Consider the following 15,555-nt stretch of genomic DNA (forward strand, 5'->3'; position numbering starts at 1 on the left):
TACCCATGTGAGAGTAAGTCATCGCCAGCTCATTAATTCTAAAAACACCCCCTTCTACTAAGAAGGGGGTGTTTTTTATTGCCTATCAAAAAATCCCCACGCTTCACTCTCGTTTAAAGACGTAATGATGCTAAGAAAACATTAAAAGAGATAAGTGAGAAAAGATAAAACTATTTTGTAATCCATTATTCTTGTGAGTCTTTTATGACATTCAAGATGCTCGTACTCCTAGAATTACTTCAATTGCTAATTGAACAACAAATCAAACACATTCTTTTTCAATTCATAAAATAGCTGAGCAAAAGAAAATAAAATTTGAAATGATTGCTGACACTTATAATGATTTAGAAATAGGGATGCTAAAAGAATTTTTTGAGTATTTAGAAGCCCATTGAGTAAATAATTATATTCATTGGAATATGAGAAATATTAATTTTGGATTTCAAGCTATTGAACACCGTTATAAAGTATTAGGTGGGAAGCTTTATATCGTAGAAGACGATAGAAAAATAGATTTGGCTAAATTATTGATAAATATATAATATTTAATATTTATCTCATGGTAAACATGGGTGGTTACATACGATTTGTCAAATTAACTCTATTAAGGCTAAAGATATGCTAAACGGTAAAGAGGAGGTTTTAGCATCTCAAAATCAAGAATATATAAAACTTCATCCATCTACTTTGCGATAAGTAGATATCATGTCTAACTTACTTGAGAGGACTTTAGATGGTTCTCTGAAAACTGAAGCTAATTGAATGGATAAAAATGGTATCCATCCTATAGTTTTAATAGAATTAGCTAAAGAACATTGGGTTGTAACGTTAATTTTAGGTTCTATAACATTTGCTGGAACAATAAAAACATTATTTTTTTAATTACAGTGTGATTCTTAAAACTTGAGCTACTTATTTGTGACTTAAATCTTTCTCCTCATTTCCTGAGCTGGTCTATTTAGCATCTCTTGTTGATGTTGAATAAGTTGAGCAATTATTATTAGAGCATGCGGATCTAAACCAAGCTGATGATGAAGGTTATAGCATGTTGGAGTGTGCGGCTGAGGGCGATGATTTGGCAACAATGAAGTTATTTGATAAATGGGACTAACTCCTAACAAGGACAACTGACTGCACTATAGTAAGCATAAAAGGCAGCATATATTAATGTGGTTTTAAATTTTAAATGTCTTTAATAATCTGCAAAAATTACTAATACAAAGAAGCCCTATCATTTAGATGAGGCTTCTTTAAATTCAGCTTTTAATTCTCTTTAACATATATCAGAAATTAGAAATGCGGCTACTGGCTGTCTTGAGCGAGTAGAGTAGCTGACCAAGTAAAACATCTTTCTCAGTTAAGGTCACAATAATCAATGGGTGTTTACTTGAAGGAATCGAGGTGAGGATGGCTTTACCATTATCTGCATCTAAAGTGATGGACTGACAGCCTTCTAAGTGAATTTCATTCATAAATGCTGCAACCATTGCCAAGATTGAACTGCTGACTGCTGCAAGTTTAGTGCTATTATAACTATCCTTTTTATGCACGTGCTCTAATTCAAAACCATCTGTGCTACAGAGCATGACGTAATTAACACCACGAACATTCATGAGCAGGTCTTGCATTTCCTCTTTGGCAAATTGAATTAACTCTTTGGGTGCGGTGCGGCTTTGCTCTAAAGTAAACATATAAAACCTTTATGATGGTTAATTGGCAATATTGGAGTTAACTTCAATTGAAGTAATGAGTGCTTCTAACAACAGCAAAACATCATCTTTTTTACGTGCATCAATAAAGAACAGTGGGGCAAATAATTCATGCTGCAACAACCAGTCTTTATAAATACCAGTAGATTTTGCGGACTCCGAGATCAGATCAGTATGTGTAATCCCAATGGCAATGTTGTCGGTGAAGTTCTGAAAGCTCTCCAAGTAGCTTTCTAGTTCTTGAATAGGATGATCGGAATGATGATCAATTAAGATGACAGCGCCAATCGCCCCTTTGGTAATCGCTGACCAAATAAAGTCAAAACGACTTTGTCCTGGGGTCCCATAGAGTCCAATGGTGACATTATCCTCTATAGTGATTTCGCCATAATCAATACCAACAGTTGTCTCCATCTTACTATGGCGTTCTGAGTCGGTGTTAAATGCTTCTGTATGTAGTACTGGAATTTCTGATAATGATTTTATGGCTTCAGTTTTACCAGCTCCCATACCCCCTGCAAATACAATTTTAAACCGTTGTAAAATCATAATATTTTCCTATATCCCCAATTTTTTTCTTAATTTTCCAAAGAAACTTTTAATCAATCCTGTATCTTCGGTCGCTGCTGGAGCTTCTGGTGGATTAAAGTGCTTATCCCAAATATTGATTTTGGAAATATTATTGGTCGCAATATTCGCAGCAATAAATCGCTGCACTGTTTCTAATGGAATGTTGAGTTGAGTGGCTATTTTTGAAACTTTCCCTCCTTGAATAAAGCAGCTTGAAAGTTGGAAGATAATCTTTCGATCTGCATCAAGCGGAGGTTTTGGCCACATATGTATTTTGAAATGCCCATCTTCAGGTGCCATTTCTTTTAAGAATAATGGGGAATCCCAAAAAAATTGCCAGAGCCAGTCACTGAGAATATAGGCTTGTTTGCGTGATACTTTCATAAAGCTACTGGTACTGGCAATGTCATAGTCAAAACCTGAATCAGTAAAAGCTTGTTCTCTTTCAGTGTTTAACCATGCAATATTGTTTTGCACATCAATAATGGCAATCGTGCCGAGGGTATCAAACAAATGGAGTTTGGAATGACGCTCTTTGTCGAGCATCTTGTTAAAGTATTCGAGTTTATAGGGTGTTTTCTTTGGGTTCACTTCAAAGAATTGTTCATGATGTTCTGTAATATTGGCGTTCAGCAGATGCTGTAATATCCAGTCAGAAAAACTCTGAGGATTAACGATAGGTAGAGATAAAGTGTTTTCCTTTATTAAATTTTCATTGGCTGTATTTTTTGTGATTTTAAGCCAAGGAAAGTTTCGGCTTTGGATAATTTTTTGAATGCCGTCAGTGTCGTAGAAATTTTCATGGATGAATAAGCAGTCAATGGTGGGATCAGCTGCTGTACTCCATTTAATTTCATACTGTTGTGGAATGAGATTACGTAGCTGGGTTTTAAGCTCCTCTGAATGATGAATACTTAAGCCAGTTATCGCAATATTAAGATATTGCTCAGTCATACTATCTCTACACGTCTTACAAGTTAAAAATCATAAATCAGGCCAGGTTCCCCCTTGGCTAGATAAACCAGTCAAAGGGGAGGGTCAATTATGCAAAATCTAACCCTTTTTCATAGCTTTTCAGTTCATGACGCGCCATGGCTAAATTCGCCTTTGAACGTTCTAGAACAAGATACAAGAACAGTTTTTCATTCCCTTCCAGTGGACGGATCAAATGGTACTGCTTACCCAGAGTGATCAATATGTCTTCAATGCTGTCATTCAAATTCAGGGCATTTGCCACTCGACGTTTTGAACGCACAACCTCTGTATTGCCTGCAGCAGCCAACTCAAGGTCAATATCTCCTCCACCTTGTGTTGCCAATGCTAAACCGCTTTCTCCATCAACTAATGCTGCTGCATGGAAACCATCGATATTCGATAATGCCTCTAATGATACTCTAGCCATATTGATTCTCTTATGTTTTTTTAAAATTTTGATTGTTTTAACTTGGTATCAAGTCAATTTGATTATATGAATGGCTGCAAAATATTATCAATCTAAATTATTTTTGCTGTTAAAGTGAGGGGACAGTTTTTGTAAAAATCAGATGGTTTCACTCAACTTTAATGTGACCCTATTCTCGTATTGAAGATGGAAATATGAATAAGCATATAAATCTGATGGTCAGAATCTGAGGGTAAGGAAAATGTAACATTGTGTAAATTTTATCGTGTAATCAAAATTAAACTGTGTGTAAATTAGAATTGTTGATGAATATTTGAGCGTTAATTCTTATTTTTAGGTAGAAATGAAGATGATTGCGAGTGAATCATCTTCATGTATTAGGGATTAAGCAAACATTTGGGTCGCTGCTGAATAAAGTACCCATAGAATTGCCAAAGCCACCACTGGCTCTAAAACTTTTGCCCAAGTCGGCACTGCTGTTTTTTCAACTTCAGCTACTTGTTCATGGTGTTCTACTGCATTTTGATGAACCATTTGATTAAACTCCTTCATAGTCTCCTCTAATGATATCTCTTCTTCAGGGATCGGTTTAGAGCCTTTGAGTTCTGTTAGTTCATTTGTTGACCAGATCCAGTCCTCAGCTTGTCCAGATAAATGTTCAACTTGACCTGTGATCAATTCACGTAAGCCTTTGATGCCATAATTACCTGTATCATCCAATTGTTTAAGCTCTGCCAATTGTAGAGACAATACCTCAGTCATGGTGTGTTCAAATTCAGGCTTGGTCAGTTTAGAGTGATTTTGGTCAGACGTTGTGAGGTGGCGCGCAATATCGACTACATAGAGTTGATCTTGCGATTGAATTTCTTGGTAGAGTTTATTTTCATCGGTACGCCATAAGGTGATTAGCTTACCCAGACTCAGCGTGTTGATTTCAAGCAAATGAGATTTACGCTCACTTGGATCATACTGATTCAGAAGCTCAGGCTTTTGAATGTGAATTTGCTCTGCAAAATATTGTACTAAGTCAAAAGCCATTATTACTTCCTCTTGTTCTAGTCTAATAACCTCAAGCTTGGCTTTTTCTTGGGTTGTTCTTCGTTTTGTTCAGGTTCAGATTTTAAATCATCTTGCTGAATTTGAATATTTTCATATTCATTCGGGTCAAAAAATAAGCCTTGCCCATTTTCACGTGCATAGATGCCTAATACTGCATATAGTGGCACATAAATATCACGAGATACACCACCAAAACGTGCAGAGAAGGTAATCGCATCGTTACTCATATGCAGCTGGTGGACCGCATGCGGCACTATATTCAATACAATCTGACCATCTTGAATGAATTGTTCAGGCACCCGAGTATTTGGCTGAGTTGCATCGACCAGTAAATAAGGGGTTAAGTTGTTATCACAGATCCATTCATAAATGGCACGTGCCAAATAAGGGCGTGTTGGGCTTAATTTAATTTCCTGTTCAGACATTATCCATTACTCGGTTATATCGATAAAAATTTGCTATAGCGATTTTTTTCCTGCAGGGTCAGGGATTTGATGAATGCAGGACGTTGGAAGATACGTTGGCAATACAACAAGATCGGACGGCACAACTTATGGGGTAGCTCGATACCCATAGAATCTAACCGTAAGAAAATTGGTGCCAACATACAATCTAAAATTGTAAAGTTATCCGACATAAAATACGGATAGTGCTGGAAGAGAGGGGTCAAAGAGATCAGGGTATCTCTGAGTTTTTTCTGAGCTTTATGCTGTTCATTCTTATTTAGGGTATCGGGATGGCGCAGCATAATATCGGCAAGTTTGAGCCAGTCTTGTTCAAAGCGCCAGATATATTGGCGCTGTTCTGCACGCGGTGCAGGTGCATCGGCATAGAGTTTATTTTGACGGTAGCGATCGTCTAAATATTCAGAAATAATATTGGTATTGAATAATTTTAGATCATTTTCGATCAACATTGGAAGCTGATGATAGGGATTTAAGCTCGCAAGATCCTCATCCTCATAATCAAGCAAGATCAGATTAAATTTGATTTGTTTTTCGGCAAGGACGTAACGAATCCAATGGGAACGGAAGTCATCTGCATGACTATAGAGGGTAATTCCTTGGAGTGGCGTATTTTCGACAGACATAATCCCACAAAGCCGAGTGAATAATTAGAAAATGAGCGTGTTATAAGCGCAAGTTATTTGGCTTAGAAGTGATGATAACATTTTTGTTGTGTAGCAAGCGATGGAAACTATGTAGTTGTCATCGATTATAAATACTACGCCAATAAAAAAGCCTTGGATAAACCAAGGCTTTTTGTCCGATTCGGTAAACGAATTAACGTTTAGAGAATTGAGGACGTTTACGAGCTTTACGTAAACCAAGTTTCTTACGTTCAACTTCACGAGCATCACGAGTAACGAAACCAGCTTGACGAAGAGCAGGTTTTAAAGTTTCGTCAGCAGCGATCAGTGCACGAGTAATACCGTGACGGATTGCGCCAGCTTGACCACCGATACCACCACCAGCAACAGTGATGTAAAGGTCATATTTCTCAGTAGCTTCAAGAAGCTCTAAAGGTTGACGAACAACCATACGAGCAGTTTCACGACCGAAATATTGCTCAAGAGTACGATTGTTGATTACGAGTTTGCCAGTACCAGCAGATAGGAAAACACGTGCAGTTGCGGTCTTACGGCGACCTGTACCATAATTAGTAGCCATGTGCTGTTATCCCTTAGATGTCCAAAACTTGTGGCTGTTGAGCAGCGTGTGGATGCTCAGTACCTGCATACACTTTCATTTTCTTGATCATTGCATAACCAAGAGGACCTTTTGGTAACATACCTTTAACAGCTTTTTCTAAAACTGCTTCTGGTTTGTGAGCGATTAACTTTTCAAAGTTAGTCTCACGGATACCACCAGGGAAGCCAGTGTGGCGATAGTATTTTTTATCAAGTGCTTTTTTACCAGTCACTTGAATTTCTTCAGCATTGATAACAACGATGTAGTCGCCAGTGTCAACGTGAGGAGTATAAGAAGTCTTGTGCTTACCGCGTAAACGACGAGCGATTTCAGTCGCAAGGCGACCTAAAGTTTTGCCAGAAGCGTCAACAACGTACCAGTCGTGTTGAACTTCAGCAGGCTTAGCGCTGAGAGTTTTCATTTAAACCACTACCTATTATAGTTGGTTTGGACTATGGAATCTGTCCAAACAAAAGGAGACGCGATTCTAAACGAAGTCGCCCAGAATCACAAATGAAAATATGAATTTCAAGCGCTGTATTATAGAGGAAGTGTTTATTTTTGACCAGTGTTTTCTCAGTAATTCGATCATTTTCTTGTATTTATGTAGACATTCAATCAAAGAAAAATGAATTGATTTAAAAATAATAAAAACAGATGGATATGTTATCTCTTTTATAGAGATTGCTTCGTGTAATTTCCGCAATGAGTGATGCAGATCAGCATTTATCGCTCAGTAAACCTTGTTTCTATCCATCCAGTCCGTTTTTTACATAAATTTTAAGTGTGAGATTTGTTGGATTTTAGGCTTTCAAAAGGATAGTCACAATCAAATCAATGTGATCTGCAACAGGAATTACCTGAATAAATAGAAGAAGTAACGGTATTCCAGTTATAAATTCAGTAAAATACCCTTATTCAAAATAATGTGGTTTAGGTGAATCATGCTTCCGCTATATGTCACAAGTGGTGAACCAGCTGGAATTGGTCCAGATATCTGTTTAAGTCTGGCAAACCGTGTGGATGAACGCCCTATTGTTGTTCTGGCGGATCTGAACTTACTGCAGCAACGTGCAGTCCTGTTAAAGCTAGAAGTGGAGTTGATTGCTTATACAGGGCAAGCGCAATCCTCTGCTTTAGGGCAACTCTTTGTTGAACATGTCGCCCTACATGAGCCTGTGATAGACGGTGTGTTGAATCCGAATAATTCTGCTTATGTGCTCGAACAGTTAAGACGCTCAGCAGATTATGCCATGTCGGGTCAAAGTGTCGGGGTGGCGACTGCACCAGTACAAAAGTCAGTGATTAATGATGCAGGTATTGCGTTCAGTGGACATACTGAATATTACCAAGAGTTTGCGGGTGTCGAGCGGGTCGTGATGATGCTGGCGACTAAAACCTTGCGAGTGGCTTTGGCAACTACACATCTACCTTTGAGAGCAGTCGCTGATGCGATTACGGCTCAACGCTTGCATCAAGTGATTGATATTCTGCTGCATGATTTAAAGACTAAATTTAAGATCAGTCAGCCGAAGGTACTGGTCTGTGGTTTAAACCCGCATGCAGGCGAGGGCGGTTATTTGGGAATGGAAGAAATTGAGGTGATAAATCCTGTACTGGAAAGCTATCGTGCTCAAGGGATTAATCTGAGTTTAAGCCTACCTGCCGATACCTTATTTACCCCAGAAAACCTAAAAGATGCCGATGCGGTTTTAGCGATGTATCACGATCAAGGCTTACCTGTGTTAAAATCACAAGGCTTTGGTGAAGCCATCAATATTACTTTGGGCTTACCTTTTATTCGTACTTCTGTAGATCATGGCACAGCACTCTCCCTTGCAGGCACAGGGCTTGCAAAAAGCTCAAGCTTACATGTTGCTGTGGACTTGGCGCTAGATTTAGCGCGTTAATGATCTTGTCTTATTTACACGTTGGAAATGTCTATGTATCAGATTAATGCCTTAAACCCTAAAGATGAAGGGCATCACACGCGTAAGCGTTTCGGTCAAAACTTTTTACATGACCAACGTGTGATTGCGAAAATTGTACGTTCAGTCAATCCGCGTTCTGGGGATAATATTGTTGAAATTGGACCTGGATTAGCGGCACTGACATCACCTTTAATTGGTGAGTGTGATGCATTGACGGTGGTAGAGTTGGACCGAGATTTGGCTGCAGGTTTACCAGGGCGTGTGCCTCATCCAGAACGTTTGACTATTGTTGAAACTGATGCTTTGAAATACGACTTTACTGAACTGTTTGTAGAAGGTCGCCCGCTCCGTGTAGTAGGTAACCTGCCATATAATATTTCAACACCATTGTTATTTCATCTCTTGGAATTTGGCGACAAAATTAAAGACATGCATTTTATGCTGCAAAAAGAAGTGGTAGACCGTATTACTGCATCACCAAATACTAAAGAATATGGGCGTTTATCGGTGATGATTCAGTATTACTGTAAACCCACTTTTTTGTTTGAAGTGCCACCAGGCTCATTTAATCCACCACCGAAAGTGACCTCAGCTGTATTCCGTTTAGAGCCGTATGCAACCAAGCCAATTATTGCAAAAGATGAAAAAGCTTTGGCTCGTTTAGTGGCTCACGTGTTTACCCAACGTCGTAAAACCTTACGCAACAGCTTAAAAGGCATGTTACGTGAAGATGGTTTTGAGCAAGCAGGTATCGACCCAATGGCACGTCCTGAAACGCTGAGTCTAGCTCAGTTTGTCGCTTTAGCAGATCAAATGGTGTAAGCATGGCGCGCTACAATTATGTGATTGGTGATGTTCAAGGATGTTTTGAAGCCTTGAAGGCATTACTCAAGTCGATTCAGTTTGATCCCGACCAAGATTTTATCTGGTTTGCGGGTGACTTAGTGGCGCGTGGTGAGAACTCGATTGGTGCATTGCGTTTCATCAAGAAATTGGTGGAACGTGGCGCAGCCGCGACAGTCTTAGGGAATCATGATTTAACCCTATTGGCTGGTGCACGTGGTCTCAAAAAAATTAAAGATAAAGATCACACCCGTGATGTGATTGATGCCATTGATAGTGATGATTTAATTGACTGGTTACGTAAGCAGCCTTTATGTTTATTTCCAAATGAACAGACCATTTTGACCCATGCGGGTATCCCATGTATTTGGTCGGCTGAGCAGACCGCTGCACTTGCCAAAGAAGTTGAAGCAGTCATTGGTCATGAAGATTTTGCTGTGATGGATGCATTTTTACAAGAGATGTATGGCACGCAACCTGATCTGTGGTCGGATGATCTGACAGGACATGATCGCTTACGCTGTATTACCAATTATTTGACCCGTATGCGTTTAACCAATGCTGAAGGGCGCTTGGAATTTAGCTTTAAAGATTCGTTAGATGATCCTATGCCTGAAGGTTTTCAGCCTTGGTTTGAGTTTGAATCGCAAGCGGCACAAACCCACCAAGTGATTTTTGGGCATTGGGCGGCACTACAAGGTAAGAGTGTACATCCACAGATTCAAAATGTAGATGGTGGCTGTGTTTGGGGTAATCAATTAATGGCGTATCGTTTAGAAGATCGGCAATTGTTTGCAGTCGACAATCCCATGATGCACTGAAAAAAAGCCACGGTTACGTGGCTTTTTTAATCTTACTGGATTCTTACCCAAGTCTGGTTACGTCCCAATATGGAGGCGCCCATATAGGCGCGTAGTGATAAACGTTTTCCTGAAGGATTGAGTTTCATTTTGGCATCATAAATTTGACCATTTAGTGGGTCGATTACGCGCCCGCCATTATAGCTAGAAGTGCCTTCAATATTTTTTAAACCCTTTAAGACCATCATCCCTAAAATCGGTTGATTGGTATAGGGGGCAGGGCAATTTACGCAATTTGCTGAGGGGGTATGACCCGGGCGTTTAATCAAGTTAATGACCGTACCTGAATAGGTATTATTGGCTTCTTTCTTAATTTCGATGGTGGCTTGAGGACTACCTGACTTATCATCAATATGCTGCCAAATGCCTGCAATGTCTTTGGCAAAAACAGGGTTTGCAGTCAGCATTGAACCGAAAATAAACATGCAAGAGAGCATTTTTCTCATTTTTCTATCCATTAGAAATAATTGAAGTTGTTATATCCTTATAAAAAATATGCTATGTAAGTTTTAGCGGTACAGCAATGAGAAAACTGCTCAATTGGAAACTGTTGAGTTTATTGGGTTTTACTTTTATTTTTAGTATCTTTTAGAGTTTTTTGCATACGGATTGAGCCAGATCAGCCCAATGCCGTATAAGCTGAAGTGCTAGTCGATTCTTAACCAAGTCTGATTGCGTCCTAGCGCAGAAACGCCCATATAGGCTCTTAACGACAGACGTTTGCCTGATGCATTTAATTTCATTTTGGCATCATAGAATTTACCTGAAAGTGGGTCGATCACGCGCCCTTTTTCATAGCTTGAGGTACCTTCTACCTGTTTCAGCCCTTTTAGAATTTCCATGCCTAAAATTGGTTGATTGGTGTAAGGAGCGGGACAATTATTACAACGTTCACGCGGGGTATAGCCTGGGCGTGGGGTAATTTTGACAATTTTGCCGGTAAAGGTATTGTTAGATTCTTTACGAATTTCAATCACGGCCTTGGGTGAACCTGTTTTATCGTCAATTTGTTGCCAAGTCCCCGAAATATCTTGCGCTAGAGCGGCTGTGCTTGCGATGACTAAACCTGTGAAAAAGCTGAAAGAGATGATTTTTTTCATGTATTCCCTGTTGATGTAAAAACCTTATACATTGTTATATCGCTGGGATATGTACATTCACTTTATCGTGTATCTCAATGAAAAGGTTAAGATTTAGTAAACTATAGAGTCAATTTTCTTGAAAGCTGAAGATGGGAAGTTTAGCCATAAAAAAAACCGCCTCTTCGGCGGTTTAAATGGATTGAATTTCTTATTCTTGGCGAATCCAGGTCTGGCTACGTCCTAGCGCAGAAACACCGACATATCCGCGTAAAGTTAAACGCTTGCCGTTGGCACTCATCTTGGCTTTGGTGCTATAAATTTTCCCTGAAAGCGGGTCAATAATTTTGCCACCTGTATAATTTAAGCCATCTTCATGCTTTAAACCTTTCAGGACATCCATGCCTAAAATTGGCTTGTTGGTATAAGGTGCAGGGCAGGCGATACAAGTATCTTTCGGTGTATAACCTGGGCGCGGTGTCACCTTCACCACTTTGGCGGTATAAGTGCCATTGGTTTCCTGACGAATTTCTAGAACGGCTTTTGATGAGCCTGTTTTATCATCAATATTTTTCCATGTCCCTGAAATATCTTCTGCAAAAGCCATGCTACTCAAAGCAGAAAAAACAAGTGCGCCAACTAATTTAGCTTTCCCCATCATAAATTCCTTTTTACTGACTTATTGACTAAACCAAAACTATCTTAGGCATGTTTGCTGTACAAAACAACCTTTAGAATGTTTTGTTGGTCACATATTTTGCAGGTAAAGTATGAAAGTTGGCAGCCAAATTGCAGTGAAAACAGCATTTACTGCCATGCCAAATGCAGCATATCGTCCTGCCACACTTCCACGTTGCCAAGCTTGCGCCGTGCCAATTGCATGAGCAGCAAGACCTAGCGCAAGTCCCGAGGCACGTTCATCATTTATGTGACGTAAAATAAGCGGAGAAAAAGCAGCGCCAATCACCCCAGATAAAATGACAATCAGAATGACTAACGTGACTGGTGCGTGCAATAAAGTGGCAATATTAATCGCAATGGGGGTGGTGACGGCACGGGTGGCAAATGCCATGATGGTCGAATCAGCCATATGTAATAGATAGGCCAAACCCATCGGCAAGGCAACAGCACTGATACTGGCGAACACCAAGATACCGACAATCGCCTTAGGCGGTAAATCATCATAGCGCATGGCAGCCAAAGGAATGGCCAGAGCAACCGTGACATAGCCCAATAAATGACTGAAAATAGTATTGGTTTGAGTCATATAGGACTCATAAGGCACACCGAATAAAAACAGCAAGCCAATCACGAAAAACATGCCGATCACGATGACAGGCACCTGCGGGATTTTTTTATTAATCGGCTTGGCACAAAGATAGGCAACCAGCGTAATGAGAAATCCAGATAGAACTGCAAACATGTAATGATTCCTTATAGCCAGTGCTTTGCCATTTTGGCGTAAATCCAGAGCGGAAGGAGTGTACTGACCACCAGAACTACTAGAAATAAAGGAATCTCGCTGCCCATATGCACCAGCATCAACAAAGAGCCAGCACTAATCGGCAAAAAAGCAAAGGCACTTTCTTTCATGATTTTATTATTGGTATCGACCAGACGAGCAGGTACTTTGCGGAACTTACGCCAGATTAACAGCAGGATTAGTAAACTGATTAAGCCCATCAGGTTGCCGAGTTCAGGATGATTGAACTGAGTCATCATCCATACGGCACACTCTCGAAATCCGACAATTAAGCCCAGTGTGCCAACCCATGCTGGCCAATCCGTATTTTTTATCCAATCCATGATTTAGTCATTACATTAATAAATTTTACTCATCACGTTTTAACCGATTTAGGGCTTGATTTCAAACTCCTCAAGAGTTCTCTCAAACATGCTTGCTTTCTCACCAAGAATTTGATCGAGTGGTAAATGTGCTTGTCGAATGAGTTGTTCTAATTTGGCTGGTGCAATTTTCACAGTGAGATGTAAATGACCTTGATCATCATAATGTTCGGATTGAATAACATTGAGTGCATACAGTTGAGTGCGTAATTTGCCATAAGCAGGTAGCAGCGTTAATTCAAAGTTTTGAATCTGTCCCATCAGGCATTCATGTACCGCTTGTTGTAACAGCGCTATGCCTTGTCCCGTATGGGCAGAGACGTAAACACGTTCAGGGCAATTCGGCTGGCTATACATGATTTTGGCTTCTTCACCACTCTGGTCAATTTTGTTATAGACCCGAAGTACAGGTACATCTGCCCCAATTTCTTTTAAAACTTTTTCAACGGCTTCAATCTGTTCCAGCATGTCTGGACTACTAGAATCAATCACATGCAAGAGCAGGGTGGCTTCCACTGTTTCTTCTAAGGTAGCTTTAAAAGATTCGACTAAAGAATGAGAGAGATTTCGGACAAAACCAACAGTATCGGCTAACACAACTGTACCGATACCTTCCCAAGACAGGCGGCGTAAAGTAGGGTCTAGGGTAGCAAACAGCTGGTCGGCAGCATAGACATCGCTATTGGCGAGGACATTAAACAGCGTGGATTTTCCAGCATTGGTATAACCCACTAAGGATACAGTTGGAACTGCTGCTTTTTGACGGGCAACACGACCTTGCAGACGGGTTTGTCGAACTTTATCCAGTTTGGCTTTAAGTTGGCCCATACGGATTTTGAGTAAACGACGGTCAGTTTCAAGCAGGGTTTCACCTGGACCACGTAAGCCGATCCCGCCTTTTTGACTGTCTAAGGTACCGCGGCTTCGAATTAAACGAGAGGCTAAATGCTGTAACTGGGCCAATTCGACTTGCAATTTACCTTCAAAGGTACGCGCACGTTGCGCAAAAATATCCAGAATCAGTTCGTTGCGATCCACTACACGGCATTTCAAGATCTGTTCCAGATTACGTGCTTGGGCAGGCGTCAGCGCATGATCGAAAATTACCAGCTCGGCTTCATGCTCGGAAACCAGTTCGGCAATTTCTTCAGCCTTGCCTGAACCGATAAAGAGTTTGGCATCTGGTTTAACACGTTGTGCTTGCAGATGTGCCAAAATTTCGGCGCCCGCAGATTGAGCCAGCAAATTGAATTCTTCGGCATCAAGATTTTCCAGCATTTGCACAGAAACACTGACCAGAATAATGCGTTCACCACCTTGATGTCGTTGTAAATTTGCCACTCAGCCATTTCTCCACTTTAAAATTCTATTCTAGTGGAAAAAGGGCAGAGATGCTTGAGATTAGTCGAGTTATCGAGTGGCTGCGAACAATTTTGCAAACAGAATGATGACCGCGAAATACAAGATGCTAAAGCCAACGATCAATTGCAGCATATGCAGCCAGTGATGATGTTTTGATTTTCGATGTGGTGTATGAGTATGCATCTGGTTCACCTATCAATTTTGATGCTTACAGAATCATCATAAGCGCGTTGAGAGATGAATTAAAATTGGATTTTGTAATGCTAATATTCGGTTTTTATAATCAATGCACATGCAGATTGAACAGTATAGAATGGAGCAAAGTTCATCAACAGACATTAATCGTTTTGCTGGTTAGTAAAAAATTTATGAAAGAAAATTCAGCTGCTCAAACGTCTTCATTGAATCCAATTTCTAAGCTGTTTTTGTATGGTCGTAAGCTCAGTGCGGGTTTTGGTGTAGTTTCGGAAGGCTTTTATCTGGTTGCCCGACATGGTCTATATAAAGATCCGAACAATGCCAACAATACTCGCTACGTGCAGTATTTTTGCCGCCAGTTGTGCAAGGTTTTCAATATCGACGTAGAAGTGCACGGTACTATTCCGTATGATCCTGCGCTGTGGGTGAGTAATCACATTTCTTGGCTAGATATTGCAGTATTAGGCTCGGGTGCGCGGGTTTTCTTTTTGGCAAAAGCTGAAATTGAAAAATGGCCAGTCTTTGGCAAGCTGGCGAAAGCGGGCGGAACTTTGTTTATTAAGCGTGGTTCAGGGGATTCAATTAAGATTCGTGAACAAATTACTGCATTTCTCAAGCAAGATATTCCAGTATTGTTTTTTCCTGAAGCAACCACATCTGATGGTACACGCATTAAAAAAGTACATGGGCGTATTTTAGGGGCTGCGATTGAAGCGCAACGCCCAGTGCAGATCTGTATCATTTGTTATGTGAATCAACAAGGCGAGCTGGACATGATTGCGCCGTTTATTGGCAATATTACCTTTATTGATCATATTAAAAATGTGTTGGAAATGCCGAAAGTGACCGCACATCTTCTTACTTTACCGATGATTCATACTGAAGGGCATACAGTCGATAGTTTGACGGCACTGGTACAGCGTGAAATGAATGCAGGCTTGGTTCAGCTACATCAGCGTGTACTCCATACCGTTCAATCCTCTTCTAACAGCGCTTTGGTCTAAGT

Annotated in this window: 19 protein-coding genes and 1 pseudogene; 5 read left to right on the forward strand and 15 right to left on the reverse strand. The window is 40.2% G+C overall.

What is annotated here, in order from left to right; translation table 11 throughout:
- Positions 1-949 precede the first annotated feature (949 nt).
- A pseudogene (locus tag MKI85_RS08570) lies at positions 950-1,093 on the forward strand (ankyrin repeat domain-containing protein); the annotation flags it as partial.
- 190 nt (positions 1,094-1,283) lie between these two features.
- Here MKI85_RS08570 and MKI85_RS08575 read toward each other — a convergent pair.
- The 9 genes from MKI85_RS08575 to rplM form a co-directional block, all read right to left on the reverse strand.
- The gene (locus tag MKI85_RS08575; protein ID WP_241626852.1) at positions 1,284-1,691 is read right to left on the reverse strand and encodes a roadblock/LC7 domain-containing protein; all 408 of its coding nucleotides are present in this window, start codon (positions 1,689-1,691) and stop codon (positions 1,284-1,286) included.
- Positions 1,692-1,709: 18 nt separating this feature from the next.
- The gene (locus MKI85_RS08580) at positions 1,710-2,258 is read right to left on the reverse strand and encodes a GTP-binding protein (RefSeq protein ID WP_241626854.1); all 549 of its coding nucleotides are present in this window, start codon (positions 2,256-2,258) and stop codon (positions 1,710-1,712) included.
- 9 nt (positions 2,259-2,267) lie between these two features.
- On the reverse strand, positions 2,268-3,233 hold the full coding sequence (locus MKI85_RS08585; protein ID WP_241626856.1) for a hypothetical protein: 966 nt from the start codon (positions 3,231-3,233) through the stop codon (positions 2,268-2,270).
- A gap of 88 nt (positions 3,234-3,321) precedes the next feature.
- Entirely contained in the window at positions 3,322-3,681 is a 360-nt protein-coding gene (locus tag MKI85_RS08590) for a roadblock/LC7 domain-containing protein (RefSeq protein ID WP_100242120.1), read from the reverse strand.
- A 384-nt stretch (positions 3,682-4,065) separates the two neighbouring features.
- Complete coding sequence (locus MKI85_RS08595) at positions 4,066-4,719, reverse strand: hypothetical protein (RefSeq protein ID WP_241626859.1); 654 nt, start codon at positions 4,717-4,719, stop codon at positions 4,066-4,068.
- A gap of 17 nt (positions 4,720-4,736) precedes the next feature.
- Entirely contained in the window at positions 4,737-5,165 is a 429-nt protein-coding gene (locus MKI85_RS08600) for a ClpXP protease specificity-enhancing factor (RefSeq protein ID WP_241626861.1), read from the reverse strand.
- 14 nt (positions 5,166-5,179) lie between these two features.
- On the reverse strand, positions 5,180-5,830 hold the full coding sequence (locus MKI85_RS08605) for a glutathione S-transferase N-terminal domain-containing protein (RefSeq protein ID WP_100242123.1): 651 nt from the start codon (positions 5,828-5,830) through the stop codon (positions 5,180-5,182).
- Positions 5,831-6,023: 193 nt separating this feature from the next.
- Positions 6,024-6,410, reverse strand: coding sequence for a 30S ribosomal protein S9 (rpsI, locus tag MKI85_RS08610; RefSeq protein ID WP_068974925.1), 387 nt, complete (start codon positions 6,408-6,410; stop codon positions 6,024-6,026).
- 13 nt (positions 6,411-6,423) lie between these two features.
- Positions 6,424-6,852, reverse strand: coding sequence for a 50S ribosomal protein L13 (rplM, locus tag MKI85_RS08615; RefSeq protein ID WP_004695096.1), 429 nt, complete (start codon positions 6,850-6,852; stop codon positions 6,424-6,426).
- A gap of 523 nt (positions 6,853-7,375) precedes the next feature.
- Here rplM and pdxA point away from each other — a divergent pair.
- The 3 genes from pdxA to MKI85_RS08630 are packed head-to-tail and all read left to right on the forward strand — an operon-like array spanning position 7,376 to position 10,026.
- Complete coding sequence (gene pdxA, locus MKI85_RS08620; RefSeq protein ID WP_241626863.1) at positions 7,376-8,341, forward strand: 4-hydroxythreonine-4-phosphate dehydrogenase PdxA; 966 nt, start codon at positions 7,376-7,378, stop codon at positions 8,339-8,341.
- Positions 8,342-8,374: 33 nt separating this feature from the next.
- Positions 8,375-9,184: a 16S rRNA (adenine(1518)-N(6)/adenine(1519)-N(6))-dimethyltransferase RsmA gene (gene rsmA / locus MKI85_RS08625; RefSeq protein ID WP_241626865.1), complete on the forward strand. Its 810-nt coding sequence runs from the start codon at positions 8,375-8,377 to the stop codon at positions 9,182-9,184.
- 2 nt (positions 9,185-9,186) lie between these two features.
- Positions 9,187-10,026, forward strand: coding sequence for a symmetrical bis(5'-nucleosyl)-tetraphosphatase (locus MKI85_RS08630; protein ID WP_241626867.1), 840 nt, complete (start codon positions 9,187-9,189; stop codon positions 10,024-10,026).
- A gap of 32 nt (positions 10,027-10,058) precedes the next feature.
- On the opposite strand, the gene MKI85_RS08635 is transcribed toward MKI85_RS08630, so the two are convergent.
- From MKI85_RS08635 to hflX, 6 genes are all read right to left on the reverse strand, one after another.
- Complete coding sequence (locus tag MKI85_RS08635) at positions 10,059-10,502, reverse strand: DUF2147 domain-containing protein (RefSeq protein ID WP_413351713.1); 444 nt, start codon at positions 10,500-10,502, stop codon at positions 10,059-10,061.
- A 210-nt stretch (positions 10,503-10,712) separates the two neighbouring features.
- The gene (locus MKI85_RS08640; protein WP_241626870.1) at positions 10,713-11,165 is read right to left on the reverse strand and encodes a DUF2147 domain-containing protein; all 453 of its coding nucleotides are present in this window, start codon (positions 11,163-11,165) and stop codon (positions 10,713-10,715) included.
- A gap of 190 nt (positions 11,166-11,355) precedes the next feature.
- A complete protein-coding gene (locus MKI85_RS08645; protein WP_241626872.1) occupies positions 11,356-11,802 on the reverse strand; it encodes a DUF2147 domain-containing protein in 447 nt (148 codons plus the stop codon).
- 90 nt (positions 11,803-11,892) lie between these two features.
- Positions 11,893-12,567 carry an LrgB family protein gene (locus tag MKI85_RS08650; RefSeq protein ID WP_241626874.1) on the reverse strand — a complete coding sequence of 225 codons (675 nt, stop codon included), beginning with the start codon at positions 12,565-12,567 and terminating at the stop codon, positions 11,893-11,895.
- Between the two features lie 11 nt (positions 12,568-12,578).
- Entirely contained in the window at positions 12,579-12,950 is a 372-nt protein-coding gene (locus MKI85_RS08655; protein WP_241626877.1) for a hypothetical protein, read from the reverse strand.
- Positions 12,951-12,998: 48 nt separating this feature from the next.
- Positions 12,999-14,330, reverse strand: a complete 1,332-nt coding sequence (gene hflX / locus MKI85_RS08660; RefSeq protein ID WP_241626878.1) for a ribosome rescue GTPase HflX — start codon at positions 14,328-14,330, stop codon at positions 12,999-13,001.
- A gap of 389 nt (positions 14,331-14,719) precedes the next feature.
- On the opposite strand from hflX, the gene MKI85_RS08665 reads away from it, so the two are divergent.
- Entirely contained in the window at positions 14,720-15,553 is an 834-nt protein-coding gene (locus MKI85_RS08665; RefSeq protein WP_241626880.1) for a lysophospholipid acyltransferase family protein, read from the forward strand.
- Positions 15,554-15,555: the final 2 nt, after the last annotated feature.

It is taken from the genome of Acinetobacter zhairuonensis, from assembly GCF_022601715.1.
Classification (GTDB): Bacteria; Pseudomonadota; Gammaproteobacteria; order Pseudomonadales; family Moraxellaceae; genus Acinetobacter.